We start from the raw sequence: 15,928 nt of genomic DNA, 5'->3' as shown, positions 1-15,928 counted from the left end.
GAGGATATTATGGAAAAGACAATGAAGCAGGCGGTCATGACGGATATAAGGAAAGTAGAAATCCGCAGAGCTGCCATACCGGTGCCAAAAGATAATGAAGTGCTTGTGAAGATAGAACATGTGGGGATCTGCGGGTCAGACCTGCACTATTATGAATCTGGCAGGATTGGCGATTTTGTTGTGGAGCCTCCCTTTGTGCTGGGGCATGAGGCCAGCGGGATAGTGGTAGAGACAGGAAAAGATGTAGAAAGCCTGAAGCCCGGAGACAGAGTGGCATTAGAGCCGGGAAAAACATGCGGAGAATGTGAATTTTGCAAAGCCGGGAAATACAATTTGTGTAAAGATGTAGTATTTTTTGCAACACCTCCTGTAGACGGTGTATTCCAGGAATATGTGACTCATGAGGCGTCCCTGTGCTTTAAACTTCCGGAAGGCATGAGCACGGTTGAAGGAGCGCTGATAGAGCCTCTGGCTGTGGGATTCCATGCGGCTATGCAGGGAGGGGCCAAAATAGGCCAAACTGCTGTGGTGACAGGCGCAGGCTGCATAGGGCTGGTGTCTCTTCTGGCATTAAAGGCCATGGGGGTATCCAGAGTTTTCGTGGTGGATGTAATAGAAAAAAGGCTTCAAAAAGCGCTGGAGCTTGGCGCTGACCAGGTGATCAACGGGAAGGAAGAGGATGCCGTGAGACGGATCATAGAGCTGACCCAGGGAAAAGGGTGTGACTTGTCGGTCGAGACTGCCGGCTCAGAAATAACAGCCTCCTGTCTCATCAAAGCATCCAGGAAGGGAGCGGTGATAGTCTTTGTCGGCTATAGCGCCAGCGGAATGATGAATCTCCCAATAGGGACAGTTCTGGATAAGGAACTTACACTAAAATCTGTTTTTCGTTACAGGAATATATATCCCCTGGCAATAGAAGCGGTTGCCGGGAAAAAAGTGAATATCCAAAATATAGTAACGAATTATTTTGAACTGGACGATATCCAGGAGGCGTTAGAGGAATGCGTTGAGAATAAGGCTGAGATAGTGAAGGGGGTTATACGGGTAGGGTGAATTGCTGCGCAGTGGGGCGGCGGCCGCTGTGCTTTCAGAAAGTTAACAGTTAACAATTATGATGATACAGAGTTTCCGCTTCTTCCTTGACAAGCTATGAAATAGCCTATCGCATTTATGAGGAGGATGATAAAGTCGTCGTTGTAATATTGGCAGGTACACGTGAGAATTTTTATGAGGAATTAAAACGTTATATGAAATAATGTGTATCTATTCAGCAGGTCTGTGCATTTACTGCACAGATCGTAAGAAAATGATTCAAGGGTGCAAAAATCCCATCGCCGAAGGCGATTTTAAATGGATTTTTATATGTAATTGTGAAGGTACTGAACAATTACAATAATGTTTAGAATAAGAAATAGTAAGGCCGTTGCTAATATAAGCAACGGTTTTTTTAGAGCATTGTGAGACATGGATATAAAACGGTTTAATTACGGGGATAATAATAAAAAATGATAATAAAAAATGTAAAAATAACCGCATACAATCCAATAAAAACTAAAATAAGGTTCACAAACGGTGATTTAAATGGTATTATATATATAACAAAAGTGGATAAAAGGAGGAATATTTTATGACGATTCAGGAAATGAAACAGCTGAAGCAGGAGCGGGGATATACATATGCCCAGATCGCGGATCTGTCCGGCGTGCCGCTTGGGACGGTTCAGAAGATTTTTAACGGTGAGACGAAGAGTCCCAGGTATGATACTCTCACTGCGCTTGAGCGGGTGTTTGCGGAGCCGATGGTGGTGAGGGAAACTTCGGCCTATGGAGCAGAGAGGAAGCCCGGCACATATACCATAGATGATTATCGTGCGCTGCCGGATGAACAGAGGGTAGAATTGATCGATGGATACTTTTATGATATGGCATCACCCACAACCTTTCATCAGCTCATGGCAGGCGAAGTATACCGGCAGGTAGCAAATTACATTATGGAGCAGGGCGGAGCCTGTACGCCCTTTATCTCACCCATAGACGTCCAGCTGGACAACGATGAGAAGACAATGATCCAGCCGGATGTGATCATTGTGTGCAATCCGGACCAGATTGAAAGACGTAACATAATGGGCGCCCCGGATTTTGTCCTTGAGGTTATTTCACCGGGGACTAAGCACAGGGACTATATTACAAAACTGTATAAATATGAACAGGCGGGAGTGCATGAATACTGGATCGTAGATCCCTACAAGAAGAGAGTGCTGGTATATTTTTTTAAAGGTGAGGTTTCACCAGCAATCTATCCCATTGATGCAGATATTCCGGTAAATATTTATGAAGGAAAGCTGACCCTTAAGTTTCAGCAGATTGCAAAATGGGCCGTGAGTGTGTCCTGACTTACTGAGGATAAAATAAACTGTATAAAATTTCGTAAATTATACATACTAAAAAGGCAGCAAAACTGCCGTTTCATTTCCGCGGACAAATAGTAACGATTGAAGTAATTATTCAGCAGGTCTGTGCATGTAACTGTGAAGGCATCGAACAGTTTCCGATGGAAATAACGGATTATGACAGATAAGAAGGTGAACCATGGAATCTATATGGGAGATGACAACTGAGATACCTGGGCGGGAGCAGCTTTCCGGAGGCAGAAACGTCCAGGCTGCTGTGATAGGAGGCGGCCTTGCAGGGATCCTCACGGCTTACTTTTTAAAACAGGCGGGAATGGATGTGCTGGTCATAGAAGGCAGCAGGATCGGAAGCGGGCAGACGGGGAGAACTACGGCCAAGATCACAGTTTCCCACGGACTGATCTATGAGAACCTGATCCGCGAGATGGGACTGGGGAAAGCCCAGCAATATGCGTTCGCAAATCAGGAGGCTCTGCGCCATTATAAAAGACTGATAGAAGAGAAAAAAATTGACTGTGACTTTGAGGAGTGCACCTCATATCTGTACTCGGTAATGGAAGAAAAAGAGATATGGGAAGAGACCAGGGCGGCTGAAAAACTGGGCCTGGGCGCCAAGTTTACTCTTCAGACAGAGCTGCCTTTTCAGGTGAGGGCAGCTATAGCGTATAAGGATCAGGCCAGATTCCATCCGCTCAAGTTTTTAAAGGCAGTTTCGGAGGAACTTGATATTGTGGAAAATACTCCTGTGGAGCGTGTGGAGGGCGGCGTCATAGAGACTAAATATGGGAATGTGAAGGCGGAACATATTATATTCGCTTCTCACTTCCCTTTTATCAATGTTCCGGGTTTCTATTTTATGAGGATGCATCAGGAGAGAAGTTATGCGGCGGCATTTACCGGATGCCCCCGGATGAAGGATATGTATCTTGGGGTAGACCCTTGTCCTGGCAGCCATGTGGGGAATTATGACGGCAGGGCGCTGTCATTCCGAGGTTATGGGGATTATCTGCTTTTAGGCGGTTATGGGCACCGTACCGGAGAAAATGAAGCAGGAGGACAGTACAAACGCCTGGAGGAAGCGGCGAATTCCTACTGGCCCGGCTGCCGGCTTAAGACGGCCTGGTCCGCCCAGGACTGCATGACAATAGATGAGGTGCCGTATATCGGGAAATATTCTGCCAAGACTGCCAACTGGTACGTGGCCACCGGGTTTAGGAAATGGGGAATGACCTCATCTATGGCAGCAGCGACTGTCATTACAGGTATGATCACAGGGGCCGGGGTGCCATATGCTGAGGTCTTCAGCCCGCAGCGGTTCCAGCTTGGCACGGCAGTTCCGGAGATGTTTAAAGAGGGCGTTCATTCGGCGAAGAGCCTGATAGCCCAGAATTTTTCTCTGCCAAAGGAAAAGGTGGATGAGATACCTGCCGGACATGGGGGAGTAGTTCAGTATCAGGGAGAAAAGGTGGGCGTATATAAGGATGAAAGCGGTGAGCCTCATTTTGTGACTACCAGGTGTCCCCATCTGGGCTGTCAGCTCACATGGAATCCGCAGGAATTGAGCTGGGACTGCCCATGCCACGGTTCGAGATTTGATTACAGGGGAAATCTGCTGGATAATCCGGCACAGGAGGGAATCTGCGATGAAACAATTTCATGGGAGAAATAAAAAGAGCAGTTACTTTGAGGGATGGTACCTGAAACATCAGTCAGGGGAAGATACGGTGTGCTTTATCCCTGCATTTCATGTGGATGAAAGAGGGGAAAGATCTGCCTCTCTCCAGGTCATTGTAAATGAAAAAACAGGCTTCATGGAATACCCGGCGTCCAGATTCTATGCATCGGAAAGCGGATTTTACTGCCATATCGGAAACAGCAGGTTTTCCATTAACAGCATTGAGGTTGATTTTGAGTGTGAGGGAATGCGTGTAAAAGGCAAAATAGAATACAGTCAGGTAAAGCCTCCCAAGAAGGATATCATGGGTCCCTTTGCGGCAGTCCCGTTTATGCAGTGCTACCACGGTATACTGAGCATGTCCCATGAGCTTAAAGGCGAGCTTGATATAAACGGCAGGACGGTTAATTTTGACGGGGGCAGAGGATATATAGAAAAAGACAGGGGCACTTCATTCCCATCTGCCTACACATGGCTGCAGTGCAGCTGGGGGGAACGTGCAGGTCACAGCCTTATGCTGGCAGTGGCGGAAATACCGCTTCCGGGCTTCGCAGGGCATCCTGTGGCCGGAAGGTTATGTAAGGACAGTCAGATCACTAAGAGTCCAGGGACGTTTACAGGTATTATCTTTTCAGCACTGATCGGCGGAGAGGAGTACAGGATAACTACCTACAAAGGGGCCAGGATCATAAAAAATGACGGAAATGAGATATGGATCAGGCAGAAGGACCTGCTGCTTAAGGTAAGGATGTATGAGACATCCGGGCAAAGCAGTAAGGAGACCGCAGGGAGGGAAAAAGGCGGAGGAATTGCCCTGAGAGCTCCCCGGTGGGGCAGAATGTCTCAGTTTATCATGGAGAGGCCCAGATGCCGGGTCAGATGCCGTCTGACTTCAAACGGGAAACCTGTTTTCGACATGACGAGTGAGAAAGCGAGCGCGGAGAGAAGAGAAAGGGGAAACTTGCGATAAAGAATTCAAATACCTGATAGACAAAGGCGGTCAAGCTGTGATAGGATAGAGCCGGAAGTCAAATATCGCGCAGCTGCAGGCCGCCAGGGAATATGGCAGCTGCTAATTTTTAAGGGGAGTAACACGAAATGAAGATAACCTATATTTATCACAGCTCATTTCTGGTGGAGTGCAGTTCTGTATATCTTCTGTTTGATTACTTTAAGGGCACGCTTCCGCCGATGAACAGGGAAAAGCCTCTTTATGTATTTGCATCCCACAGGCATGGCGATCATTTTTCACCTGCGATCTTTGATCTGCCGAAGCTGTTTCCAAAGGCCGTATTTATCCTGTCAGATGATATACGTAAGGGCAGGGTGCCTGATGAAATGATGGACAGGACCGTATTTATGGGGCCGGATATGAAGAGGGAAGCAGGCCAGATCATTGTTGAGACTGTCAGATCCACTGATGAAGGGGTGGCATTTCTGGTAAGTGCAGGCATGGATACAGTCTATCATGCAGGAGATCTGAATGACTGGACATGGGAAGGCGAGCCGGAAGAAGACAATGAGAAGATGAGCCGGGAATACCGGGAATACACAGACAAGCTGAAGGGCCGTGAGATTGACGCGGCATTCCTGCCTCTTGACGGAAGGCTCGAACAGCACTATGCAAGAGGAATAGAATATTTCATGAGGAGCGTGGGAGCGGGAATCATCTTTCCAATGCACTGCTGGAGTGATTATACAGTGATACATAAGTTTAAACAGCAGTATAAGGATGAACCCGGGATAGAGACTGTAGCGGATATCACCAGGCAGGGACAGTCATTTGAAGTGAGAAATAAAAATTATAAGAGCTTAATGCTTTCGTCGCCGGGCGGAGCATGATCAAAAAGCATCAGCATCTATGTCGTCAGGCCTTGGGCATAGAGAGCTGGTGCTTTTTACGCAGCTATCAGGAGAAAAATGGAAAATATAACACAATTTGAAAAAATACAGCTGAGAAATACTTTTTGGAAATATGTCACACTTAATATATTGAGCATGATCGGAATGTCCTGTTTTATATTTGTGGATACCCTGTGCATTGCTAACGGCGTGGGAAATAACGGACTCACGGCACTGAATCTTGTGCTGCCTGTCTATGCGGCGGTAAATGGAACCGGGCTTATGCTTGGCATTGGGGCTGCCAGCAGATATTCTATGGCGAGGGGGAAAGGCGAGTATGAGGCTGCAGACAGGGCCTTTTCGCAGGCGGTAATTCTGGCTGTGACCGCGGGAGTTTTATTTATGCTGGCCGGGGGAATATTCACCGGCGCCATAGGCACTGCGCTTGGGGCCGACGATTCGGTGCTCAGGGAACTGGTTCCTTATATGAGGACACTGATGCTGTTTTCCCCGGCTTTTCTGATCAACAATGTCCTTGTAAGTTTTGTAAGGAATGACGGAAGCCCCCAGCTTTCCATGGCAGCCATGATGTCGGGAAACATGTCAAATATCGTGCTGGATATCCTGTTTGTGTTTGGATTTAAATGGGAAATGTTTGGGGCGGCCTTCGCCACCGGGCTCTCTCCGGTCATCAGCATGTGTGTATTGTCACTGTATTTTATAAAGAAAAAGAATCATTTTAAGTATCAGAGATCACATCTTAAGATAAAGGAAGTGACAGGGATCGTTCTCCTGGGCGGTGCTTCATTTGTTACTGAGGTATCGGCGGGAATCGTGATACTGATGTTTAATTTTGTCATTCTGGATATCGGAGGGAATACAGGGGTAGCGGCTTATGGTGTGATCGCTAATATTGCCCTCATAGCAGCAGCTGTATTCACAGGCATCGCCCAGGGAATACAGCCGCTTGTCAGCAGAAAATATGGGGAAGGAAAGTATAAGGAAGTGGGATATATACGGTCCCATGGCCTTATTCTGGCCCTTTTCCTGGGCACAGCCTGCTGCGTGGGCGGGATCCTGGGAAGGGATTTCCTTATCAGGGTCTTTAACCATTCAGGTGATTATGGGTTCTGGCAGACAGCCAGAGGAGGGATTGAGACTTATTTTCTGGCATTTGTGCCAATGGGGATCAATGTGGTCGCATCCGCATTATGCGCCGCAAAAAGACAGCCGGGCCCATCCCTGCTGATAGCCATGTTAAGAGGTGTTGTACTTGATATCATTCTTGTCATGATCTTTCCCCGCTTGTGGGGGATGGAGGGAGTGTGGGCAGTTGTTCCCGCAGCAGAGCTTTTGACGGTTCCTGTAAGCATCTGGTCCGCAGCCGGAAGAAAAAGCTCTTCCCTTCATAAGCATGCTTCATTATAAGGGATTCTCCCGGTAATCGAAGGGGCTGACACCCACCTGTTTCTTAAAGATCCTGCTGAAGTATCCCTGGTCCTGATAACCTACCAGTTCGCCGATCTGCTTTATAGACAGCTCGGGATTGTGGAGCAGGTAGTGTTTAGCCTGGGAGATACGCATGGAAGTGATGAACCTGGACGGCGTCACATCGTATTTCTGGCAGAATATTTTTGTCAGATAGCTGGAACTGTAATTCATGTTGGTGGCTATCAGGTTCAGATTGATATCTACATTGTAATTGTGCACCAGGTAATTTTTCAGTGCTTCCGCGATCTGTTCAGGGGTATTGCGTGTCATTTCAGGATTGAAAATATCCGCATATGCGCTTCGCTCTATCTCAAAACGTTCGCGGACGGCTGCAAGGGCAGAGCTTAATTCCTCCGGGTCAACAGGCTTTAAAAGGTAATCAGAGACCTGCAGCCGGATCGCGCTTTTTGCATATTCAAAATCAGAGAATCCGCTGATTATGATAAATTTAATAAAGGGATAACGGTTATGTACCTTCTCAAGGAGCTCAATGCCATTCATTACAGGCATTTTAATGTCTGTGATGACAAGGTCCGGGTTCAGCTCCTTGACTAGCTCATAAGCCTGTATGCCTGTCTGTGCTTTGCCTATAACTGTGAAATAAGGGCTTGCTTTCTCGATTTTCTGAATCAGGTTGTTCAGCAGCAGTTCTTCATCCTCTGCCACAACTATGGTATAAGCTGGCTGTTCCATCTGTTATTCTCCTGTTATTTTCTTTCTTCGGCCTATGGATACTTTTCCATGGCCATCCTCAGTGTTTCCATATGTAAAAATTATATCATCCTGGCAGTAAAGTTTCCATCTTAGATAAACATTTAACAATCCCAGCCCATTTATCTGAAGCTCCGGCATCCCTGTACGCTCCCCGGCTTCTTTTATCCTGCTGTCTATGAGAGCGATCCTGTCCTCGGTAAAGCCATTTCCAGAGTCTGTTACATCGATCTGCCAGAAATCAGGAGTGACCTGGCTTGTTACAGTGATGTTCCATGGAGGGATGCAGTCTGTCCCGTATTTGAGGGCATTTTCTACAATAGGCTGGATGATCAGCTTCGGTATAGGCTCCTCTAATATGGAATTATCAATATCGATCTCATAATCCAGGCTGGACTGGTAGCGCACCTTCATACAGTACAGGTACTCCTTCACGTATTCGATCTCCTCTTTAAGCATTACTGTCTGAGTACCTGAATTTGTGATATACCGCATGATCTTGGTCAGATTCCTGCACAGGACGGCCACCTCGTCAGACTGGTTGTTTTCCGCCAGCACAATAATACTGGAGAGAGTATTGTAATAAAAGTGAGGGTTGATCTGGGACTGCAGGGCAAGGCTGCGGGATTTAAGCTCCTGCTGTCTTGTATCAATAAGCTCATCCATTGAAGTCTTTAAGTCAGAGCTCATCTTCTGGAATGCCTGGTTTAGTTCCTCCAGCTCATCATATGGCATGTTGATGGGGGCGGGCTGCTGGCCAAGTGTGGCAAGAGCTGTTTTTTTGATAATGCTGCGCAGCTGTTTGATTGGGCGTGACAGGCTTCTGGACAGCTGGTAGGACAAAAAAGCTGAGAAAACCAGCATAAGGAATACCACCAGCAGGAGCAGCTTCACCAGATTGTGAACAGGCGCCAGGATGATATTTTCGGGCTGTACAGTAATATATGTCCAGCCTGTGTAGGAGGAAGATTCATAAGCCATGATCTCTCTGAGGCCGCTTATGGGGTTAGTATAGCTTCTGCTGGAAACAAAATCATCAATTGCATGATAATAATCAGGGATCTTGTCCTTCTCTTCACTACCTATAGAAAAGGGATACATCAGAGTGCCTTCGCTGTTGTAGATATATACGCCTGCAGGGTTATCATTTTTTTTCTGGTAAGAGATAATGTATTTAAATACAGAATTGCATTTTTTTACTGTCTCAATAACGCCCATTTCCTTTTTGTATTTATTATTGAAGGAGCGGTACAGGGAAATATACCACACAGGAGAAAGCCTTGTGTTTAAGTTGGCGGAAAGGGCTGTCGTCTGGTAGGGGGTGCTGATATACTTTTTGCCTTCCAGAGCCTGGACTGTGTCAAACCAGTCATATTCCTCCAGATTTACAGAAGAGGCTTTTGACTTGATGCCCACCTGGATTACGTGACCCTCAAAATCATACAGGTTGATCTGGTCCACTTTAATATCAGCGCCGTTGATGCTCACAAAAAGGTTAGCCAGGTTCCGGAATTCATCAGATCCTGTTGCAATATCCAGATCCTCGTACAGGCTGTCTTTGACAAGGTTGCTGTAGCTGATATTGATAGAAACGCTGTCCATGTCATCTATGATCTGCTCAGTCTGTGTAAGAAAACCTGAGTTCAGGCTGATTGCCGCTTTTGTCTCCTGCTCGATAAGGATACGGGAGGTATAGCGGTAAAAGATGACAGAAAAAGCAGATATGATAACGAGGGCCAGAAAGAAATAAGCCAGAAAGAATCTGGTCTGCAGTTTCATCTTTTTCATATTTGTGCAGGCTCCTTATAGGTGGTATAGTTCAGATAAATTACAGTGTCTTGTATATCAGTATATCAAAATATATAAAAAAGAAAAGAATAAAATATTGAACAGCAACAACTTCCCGCAGAACAGTAAAGGGTTCAATTATAACTAAAATATACAAAAAGCCAGGAGTATTTTAAATGGGAGAAACATATAAATGTGATTTTGACTAAAAAATGATTTAAATACAGCTGAAATTAAGCAAAATGTAAAAAATGTCCAAAATCTGTGAAAAAAAGTGCATGGACTGAACGAACCGTTTCATGTACAATTAGTTTAAACATTAAACAAAAGCTTGCGGAGAAAACAAATCAAACCAAAAACGGGAGGTAACAAGATGAAGAAAAAGTTAGTCAGCGCTATGTTATGCGCAGCAATGGTAGCAACAATGGTTCCGGGAACAGCAATGGCGGCAGATGATGCCACAGCTGATTTTGCAGGTGAGGAACTCAGTATCCTGGTATCAACAGGCTGGATGGACAACCGTTATGATGAGACAATAGCCCGCTTTGAAGAGACATATGATGTAACTGTTGACCTTCAGACAATTCCTGCTGACCAGTATTCAGATGTGCTTCAGTCTAAATTATCAACTGATTCATGTGCTGATATCTTCTGGATCCAGTCAAACCCATTTGCTATCGGTTCTGTGATCGTAGATCCTGAAAAATACTGCATCGATTTCACAGGCGCTGAGTGGGAAAGCAAAATGCCGGAGACAAGACTTTCATCCTGTACATTCAATGATAAATTATACGGGCTTCAGATCTGGCATAATTCACCGGAGTATGTAATGGTCTATAACAAGACATTATTTGAAGAACTGGGAATTGAAATTCCTACAACATATGCTGAACTCTTAAGCGCTTGCGATAAGATCGCAGCTGAAGGCATCACACCGTGGTTCCTGCCGGGCGCAGACGGATGGCAGCACCAGCTGGCTTTCTTCCAGATCGGCGGCGTATATGAAGAAGCAACACCGGGACTGTATGAGGGACTGAATAATAATACAGCTACATTTGCAGACAATGAGAAGATGCTCGAAGTGCTGGGACAGTTCAAAGAACTCTCTGACAAAGGATACTTCGGAGAAGACTGGATCGGAACAGACAGCTCTAACATGGTAAATGAATTTGGTGACAGAGCCTGTGCAATGGCAATGGCAAACTCCAGCTATATCAAACAACTCCAGGAAGAAACTGGTTCTGATGATGAGTGGGGACTGTTCCTCCTTCCATTAGGCGACAATGACACATTCCCGACTAACCCTGCAGGACCTACAATGTTTGGATACAAGGGAACAGAGCATGAGGATTTAGTGAAAGCATTCTTTGATTTTGTAACAACAACAGAAAGCTTACAGGAGATCCTGGACAACTCACCTTCTTATACAAACCTGGATATGAATGATGACGGAATCGAACAGCACTGGCTGCCGGAAGAAGAAGAGTTCATGAATTCTATTGACAAGACTAAAATGTCTACACCAGTACTTCAGACAGGTACAAAATATACAAATGATTATTGGTCAAACTTCGGAGCAGACCTGGTATCCTACTGCCAGGGAACAATGGAAGCGAACGATGTTTTAAAGAACATGGACACAAACAGGGCTGAGGCAGCGAAGGTTGCTAAAGACGAGGCTTGGAACTAAGGACTGGCAGGGGTCACCCGACAGTATATCAAGCATATATGCCGAGAGTACTGCTCTCGGCATATTCTATCTAACACGGGTACTGCGGCAATGCACAATGGCAGAGTTTGACAGGCGCGTGACATATAAGAAGAAAGCGGTGATATCGTGAATAAAAAGAGAATTTATCCATCCTGGTTTTTAATTATCCCGATTGCCCTCTATGCAATATTCTTCCTCCTTCCCAGTGCTCTGGGCGTGGGCTATTCCTTCACAGACTGGAATGCCAGAAGTTTGGGAGAAGTGAATTTTATCGGGTTTGAAAACTACAAGGAGATCTTTACCTCAGATAAGGACTACCTGACGGGTATAGGACATACCCTGATGTTTACGGTAGTCTCCAATATTATTAAACTGATCCCGGCTCTTCTGCTTGCCATTCTTCTGAATGAAGGCATGAAAGCAAAAGGGTTATACAGGACGCTGTTATATCTTCCGTCCATACTTCCGTTTGTGATCATTGGCCTGATTTTTAAATCAATCTTTAATTATAAGACAGGTTTATTGAATGTTACATTAGAAGCATTACATTTAGGGTTCCTGAAGCAGAAATGGCTGTCTGACCTGGACGTTGTCTGGAAATCTATTTTCGGTGTGGACGCCTGGAGGGGTATCGGTTATGTTATGACGATCTTCATAGCAGGATTGAGCGCTATACCAAAGTCCTATTATGAGGCGGCCCAGATCGACGGAGCCAATTTCTGGCAGAGGCTGCGCCATGTCACGCTGCCCATGCTTTCAGGATCTATCATGATCAACCTGGTATTTGGTATTACATACGGCCTGAAAGTATTTGATATCGTTTACGTTCTGACAAACGGCGGTCCCGGACATGCCACAGAGGTACTGTCTACATATTCATACCAGCTCTATTCTACAGGCCAGTATGGAATGTCCACGGCGCTTAATACTATACTTCTGGTAATCACGGCAATCATCGGAGTGTTCGTGGTCAGACAGATGAGTAAGCAGGAGGTGCAGCAATGACGAAAAAGAGAATACAGTCTGTCTTAAAACATGCGCTGATGATAGCCTTGTGTCTGGCGGTCGTGCTTCCGTTCTTCATGGTGCTCATTAACTCCTTTAAAACAAAGTCGGAAGCGGCAAGGATGAGCCTCTCCCTTCCCACAGAGTGGATGTTCTCCAACTATGTGGAGGTAATTGAGAAAGGAAAGCTGCTGCAGGGATTTAGTAACAGTATGCTCTATGCGCTGGTTTCTACACTTGTGGGAGTTGTATCATCAGCAATGGCCTCATTTGTCATGAGCCGGAGAAGAAATAAAGTAAATAATTTCCTGTATTATTTCGTACTGTGCGGTCTTTTCTTCCCTGTAAACTATGTAACACTTGTCAGGGTACTCTCTACGATAGGCCTGAACAATACAAAGATAGGTATCCTGATAGTATTTACAAGCGCAATGATTCCGTTCTGTGTCTTTACGATCAGAAACTTTATCTCATCTGTGCCTGTGGAAATGGATGAGGCAGCCGTGATCGATGGGGCAGGGCCTATGAGCCTGTTCTTTAAAATCATTGTCCCAATGCTGAAGCCAACCCTGATGACATGCTTTATCCTGCAGTTTATGGGTGTATGGAGCGATTTCCTCACACCGTTATACTTGTCCAGCAAGAGCTCCATGTTCCCTATGACCATGGCAGTGTACCAGTTCTTTGGAAAGAATACCAACTACTGGAACTACATCTTTGCAGACATCGTACTGACATGTCTCCCGGTAATCATAGTATATCTGCTGGGGCAGAGATATATCGTGGGAGGACTCACATCAGGAGCTGTAAAAGAATAAAAAGAAAATGAGGCAAGGGTGCAAAAATGCACGGCAATATAAAAATGCAGCGGGTACACGGCCATTTACAGATGGAGCGGACCGCTGTATTTTTAATATTTTAACAGTTATGAATAAATGCCCTGTTTCACTTGCGTTTTGAGGAATTTCTCCTTAAAATGTATATAAGTGAATTAAGATGAGGAGATAAACAATTATGAAGATAATCAGAAATATACCAGCAAGCCGCTGGGGGGAAGCATTTCCAATAGGAAACGGCCATATAGGGGGGATGTTTTACGGAGGAATTGAGAAAGAGAGAATTGACCTGTCAGAAAATACATTCTTCAGCGGAAATAAAAGCACAGAGGACAATCAGCCGGGTGCTGCCCGGGCATTTGAGAAGATGCGCAGGGAAACTGAGGCGGGAGACTATGAGTCTGCACTTAAGACTTCGGAGGGATTCATAGGCAGAAGGAATAATTATGGTACGAATCTGCCAGTTGGCCATCTGGAGATCGGGTTTGGACACAGAGCGGAGGATGTGTCGGATTATGAGAGAGAGCTGGATCTGGAGACAGGGATCGTATCTGTATCATATAAGTCAGGGGAGGATCATTTTGCCAGACGGGCTTTTGCCACAAATGTACGGAGGCTGATGGTATATGAGGTTACCGGGCCCAAAAAAGAAATGGAGCTGACGCTGCGCTTTATATCTGAGAGAGAAGGGGAATATGTCAGGTATCATGATGGTGGAGTTTTTTTCATCTGCGATGCCCATGAGAAAATGCACAGTGACGGAAGTACAGGTACATTGCTGCTGGGAAAAGCAGCTATGGTAACAGATGGTTATCCGGAAATCGGAGAGGATGGGATCACCATAAGGAAGGCATCCCGCCTTCTTCTCTATATTTTAATGAATACGGATTTTGATATGGAGGACATGGACAGGGAAGCAAAGGTCAGGGAGATCCAGATGCAGATGAACCGCTGGCTGATAAGCGCGGAATCCATGGATCTGGACAGGCTGCTAAAAGAGCATGTGGATGATTTCAGGCCCCTGATGAACAGGGCCAGCCTTAAGATCGGCAGCAGCTCTTGTGAGGCGGCAGCACAGATGGCACCTCTTATGTTCCAGATGGGACGTTATCTGCTGTTGTCCAGCTCCCGGAAAGATTCCAGGCTTCCGGCTCATCTGCAGGGAGTGTGGAATGACAATGTGGCCTGCAGGATCGGCTGGACATGTGACATGCATCTGGATATCAATACTCAGATGAATTACTGGCCGGCCGAGGTGACGGGCCTGCCGGAGACAGAGGACAGCCTTTTTAGATATATTACAGACAGACTTGTTCCCTCAGGCCGGCAGACAGCCCGTGAGAGCTATGGCAGAAAGGGCTGGGTGGCGGAGATCGTCTCTAACAGCTGGGCATTTACTGCACCTTACTGGGCATCACCTATCTCTCCCTGTCCTACGGGCGGAGTATGGATACTGACTCATATGTGGGAGCATTATCAATTCACCCAGGACAGGCTGTTCCTGCGGGACGTATTGTATCCGGCGGTGAAGGAGGCAGCGGAATTCTTTACCTCCTATGTGTTTGAGGATGGGGATACTGGTATGCTGACCTGCGGACCGTCTATCTCACCTGAAAACAGCTTCCTGGTGGGAGGAAAAACATATCAGATGAGCAATGGGTGTACTTATGAGATACTCATGATCCGTGAGCTCTACAAGATCTATGATCAGACATGTGAGATCCTGAGAAGACAGAACAGGCTGCGCAAAAAAGTCCAGGAACAGCTTCCTAAGCTGCTGCCATACAGGATCAAAGAGGATGGGACTATTGCAGAGTGGAGCCATGACTATCCGGCAGCTGACGTGCAGCACCGCCATACCAGCCACCTGCTTGGACTGTTTCCCTTTGACCAGATCACGGCTGATGATAAAGAGCTGGCAGAGGCAGCCGAGCGGACGATCCAGTCCAGGCTCAGCCCGGAAGAGAACTGGGAGGACACAGGATGGGCCCGCTCCATGCTGATGCTGTACGAGGCCAGGCTTCATCACCCCGATGAGGCGTACCGTCACATTCAGGCAATGCTGGAAAAGCTTTTAGAGCCTAACTGCTTTATCATTCATCCGCCCACAAGGGGAGCCGGGTCTTTTGACAATGTTTATGAGCTGGACGGCAATACAGGGCTGACGAGCTGTATCGCAGAGATGCTTCTCCAGAGCCATAGCGGCGTCATACATATCCTGCCCTGTCTTCCAAAGCAGTGGGAGAGCGGAGCTGTATATGGACTGAGGGCCAGAGGAGGCATAACAGTTGATATTGAATGGGATAAGGAAGGCTGCAGGGCCTGGTTTACTCCGGACAGGAGATGCTGGTGCAGGACAGTCCTGGGGGGAGAAGAACGTACTATCTACCTTCGGGACCTAAAGCGTATCCAGGTTTGGAATGTTTTGGAGTCTTAAGCCATATAATAGCGTAAAG

General features: G+C 46.3%; 13 protein-coding genes. 11 read left to right on the top strand and 2 right to left on the bottom strand.

The features are described 5' to 3' along the window. Positions 1-9 precede the first annotated feature (9 nt). From NSB28_RS15565 to NSB28_RS15535, 7 genes are all read left to right on the top strand, one after another. A complete protein-coding gene (locus tag NSB28_RS15565) occupies positions 10-1,056 on the top strand; it encodes an NAD(P)-dependent alcohol dehydrogenase (RefSeq protein ID WP_109747537.1) in 1,047 nt (348 codons plus the stop codon). 86 nt (positions 1,057-1,142) lie between these two features. Then, positions 1,143-1,259, top strand: coding sequence for a type II toxin-antitoxin system RelE/ParE family toxin (locus tag NSB28_RS15560; protein ID WP_148411904.1), 117 nt, complete (start codon positions 1,143-1,145; stop codon positions 1,257-1,259). 371 nt (positions 1,260-1,630) lie between these two features. Then, a complete protein-coding gene (locus NSB28_RS15555; protein ID WP_109747538.1) occupies positions 1,631-2,395 on the top strand; it encodes a Uma2 family endonuclease in 765 nt (254 codons plus the stop codon). A gap of 196 nt (positions 2,396-2,591) precedes the next feature. After that, positions 2,592-4,082 (top strand): FAD-dependent oxidoreductase, encoded by a 1,491-nt coding sequence (locus NSB28_RS15550; RefSeq protein ID WP_109747539.1) that lies wholly within the window; start codon positions 2,592-2,594, stop codon positions 4,080-4,082. Next, a complete protein-coding gene (locus NSB28_RS15545; protein ID WP_109747540.1) occupies positions 4,057-5,058 on the top strand; it encodes a tocopherol cyclase family protein in 1,002 nt (333 codons plus the stop codon). Before NSB28_RS15550 ends, NSB28_RS15545 begins: the two co-directional genes overlap by 26 nt. 128 nt (positions 5,059-5,186) lie before the next feature. Continuing rightward, positions 5,187-5,930, top strand: a complete 744-nt coding sequence (locus NSB28_RS15540) for an MBL fold metallo-hydrolase (RefSeq protein WP_109747541.1) — start codon at positions 5,187-5,189, stop codon at positions 5,928-5,930. A 78-nt stretch (positions 5,931-6,008) separates the two neighbouring features. Beyond that, the gene (locus tag NSB28_RS15535; RefSeq protein WP_109747542.1) at positions 6,009-7,358 is read left to right on the top strand and encodes an MATE family efflux transporter; all 1,350 of its coding nucleotides are present in this window, start codon (positions 6,009-6,011) and stop codon (positions 7,356-7,358) included. On the opposite strand, the gene NSB28_RS15530 is transcribed toward NSB28_RS15535, so the two are convergent. Continuing rightward, a complete protein-coding gene (locus NSB28_RS15530; protein ID WP_109747543.1) occupies positions 7,353-8,114 on the bottom strand; it encodes a response regulator transcription factor in 762 nt (253 codons plus the stop codon). The genes NSB28_RS15535 and NSB28_RS15530 overlap by 6 nt on opposite strands. Before the next feature lie 3 nt (positions 8,115-8,117). Continuing rightward, entirely contained in the window at positions 8,118-9,920 is a 1,803-nt protein-coding gene (locus NSB28_RS15525; protein WP_109747544.1) for a sensor histidine kinase, read from the bottom strand. 373 nt (positions 9,921-10,293) lie between these two features. Here NSB28_RS15525 and NSB28_RS15520 point away from each other — a divergent pair, with 373 nt between their 5' ends. The 4 genes from NSB28_RS15520 to NSB28_RS15505 all read left to right on the top strand — a co-directional run bounded on the left by NSB28_RS15520 (position 10,294) and on the right by NSB28_RS15505 (position 15,909). Further along, positions 10,294-11,610 (top strand): ABC transporter substrate-binding protein, encoded by a 1,317-nt coding sequence (locus NSB28_RS15520; RefSeq protein WP_109747545.1) that lies wholly within the window; start codon positions 10,294-10,296, stop codon positions 11,608-11,610. Between the two features lie 147 nt (positions 11,611-11,757). After that, positions 11,758-12,636: a carbohydrate ABC transporter permease gene (locus tag NSB28_RS15515; protein ID WP_109747546.1), complete on the top strand. Its 879-nt coding sequence runs from the start codon at positions 11,758-11,760 to the stop codon at positions 12,634-12,636. Then, positions 12,633-13,454: a carbohydrate ABC transporter permease gene (locus NSB28_RS15510; RefSeq protein WP_109747547.1), complete on the top strand. Its 822-nt coding sequence runs from the start codon at positions 12,633-12,635 to the stop codon at positions 13,452-13,454. The genes NSB28_RS15515 and NSB28_RS15510 overlap by 4 nt, the downstream gene beginning before the upstream one ends. A gap of 196 nt (positions 13,455-13,650) precedes the next feature. Beyond that, positions 13,651-15,909: a glycoside hydrolase family 95 protein gene (locus NSB28_RS15505; RefSeq protein ID WP_109747548.1), complete on the top strand. Its 2,259-nt coding sequence runs from the start codon at positions 13,651-13,653 to the stop codon at positions 15,907-15,909. Positions 15,910-15,928: the final 19 nt, after the last annotated feature.

It is taken from the genome of Murimonas intestini (genome assembly GCF_024622195.1).
Classification (GTDB): Bacteria; Bacillota; Clostridia; order Lachnospirales; family Lachnospiraceae; genus Murimonas; species Murimonas intestini.
The sequence above is the reverse complement of the archived record's forward strand: the minus strand, read 5'-3'. Positions and strand labels throughout refer to the sequence as shown.

Coding starts and splice junctions, on each gene's coding strand:
- NSB28_RS15510 (WP_109747547.1), top strand. CDS start 12,633: ATGACGAAAAAGAGAATACAGTCTGTCTTAAAACATGCGCTGATGATA.
- NSB28_RS15550 (WP_109747539.1), top strand. CDS start 2,592: ATGGAATCTATATGGGAGATGACAACTGAGATACCTGGGCGGGAGCAG.
- NSB28_RS15540 (WP_109747541.1), top strand. CDS start 5,187: ATGAAGATAACCTATATTTATCACAGCTCATTTCTGGTGGAGTGCAGT.
- NSB28_RS15530 (WP_109747543.1), bottom strand. CDS start 8,114: ATGGAACAGCCAGCTTATACCATAGTTGTGGCAGAGGATGAAGAACTG.
- NSB28_RS15505 (WP_109747548.1), top strand. CDS start 13,651: ATGAAGATAATCAGAAATATACCAGCAAGCCGCTGGGGGGAAGCATTT.
- NSB28_RS15565 (WP_109747537.1), top strand. CDS start 10: ATGGAAAAGACAATGAAGCAGGCGGTCATGACGGATATAAGGAAAGTA.
- NSB28_RS15535 (WP_109747542.1), top strand. CDS start 6,009: ATGGAAAATATAACACAATTTGAAAAAATACAGCTGAGAAATACTTTT.
- NSB28_RS15545 (WP_109747540.1), top strand. CDS start 4,057: ATGAAACAATTTCATGGGAGAAATAAAAAGAGCAGTTACTTTGAGGGA.
- NSB28_RS15525 (WP_109747544.1), bottom strand. CDS start 9,920: ATGAAAAAGATGAAACTGCAGACCAGATTCTTTCTGGCTTATTTCTTT.
- NSB28_RS15520 (WP_109747545.1), top strand. CDS start 10,294: ATGAAGAAAAAGTTAGTCAGCGCTATGTTATGCGCAGCAATGGTAGCA.
- NSB28_RS15555 (WP_109747538.1), top strand. CDS start 1,631: ATGACGATTCAGGAAATGAAACAGCTGAAGCAGGAGCGGGGATATACA.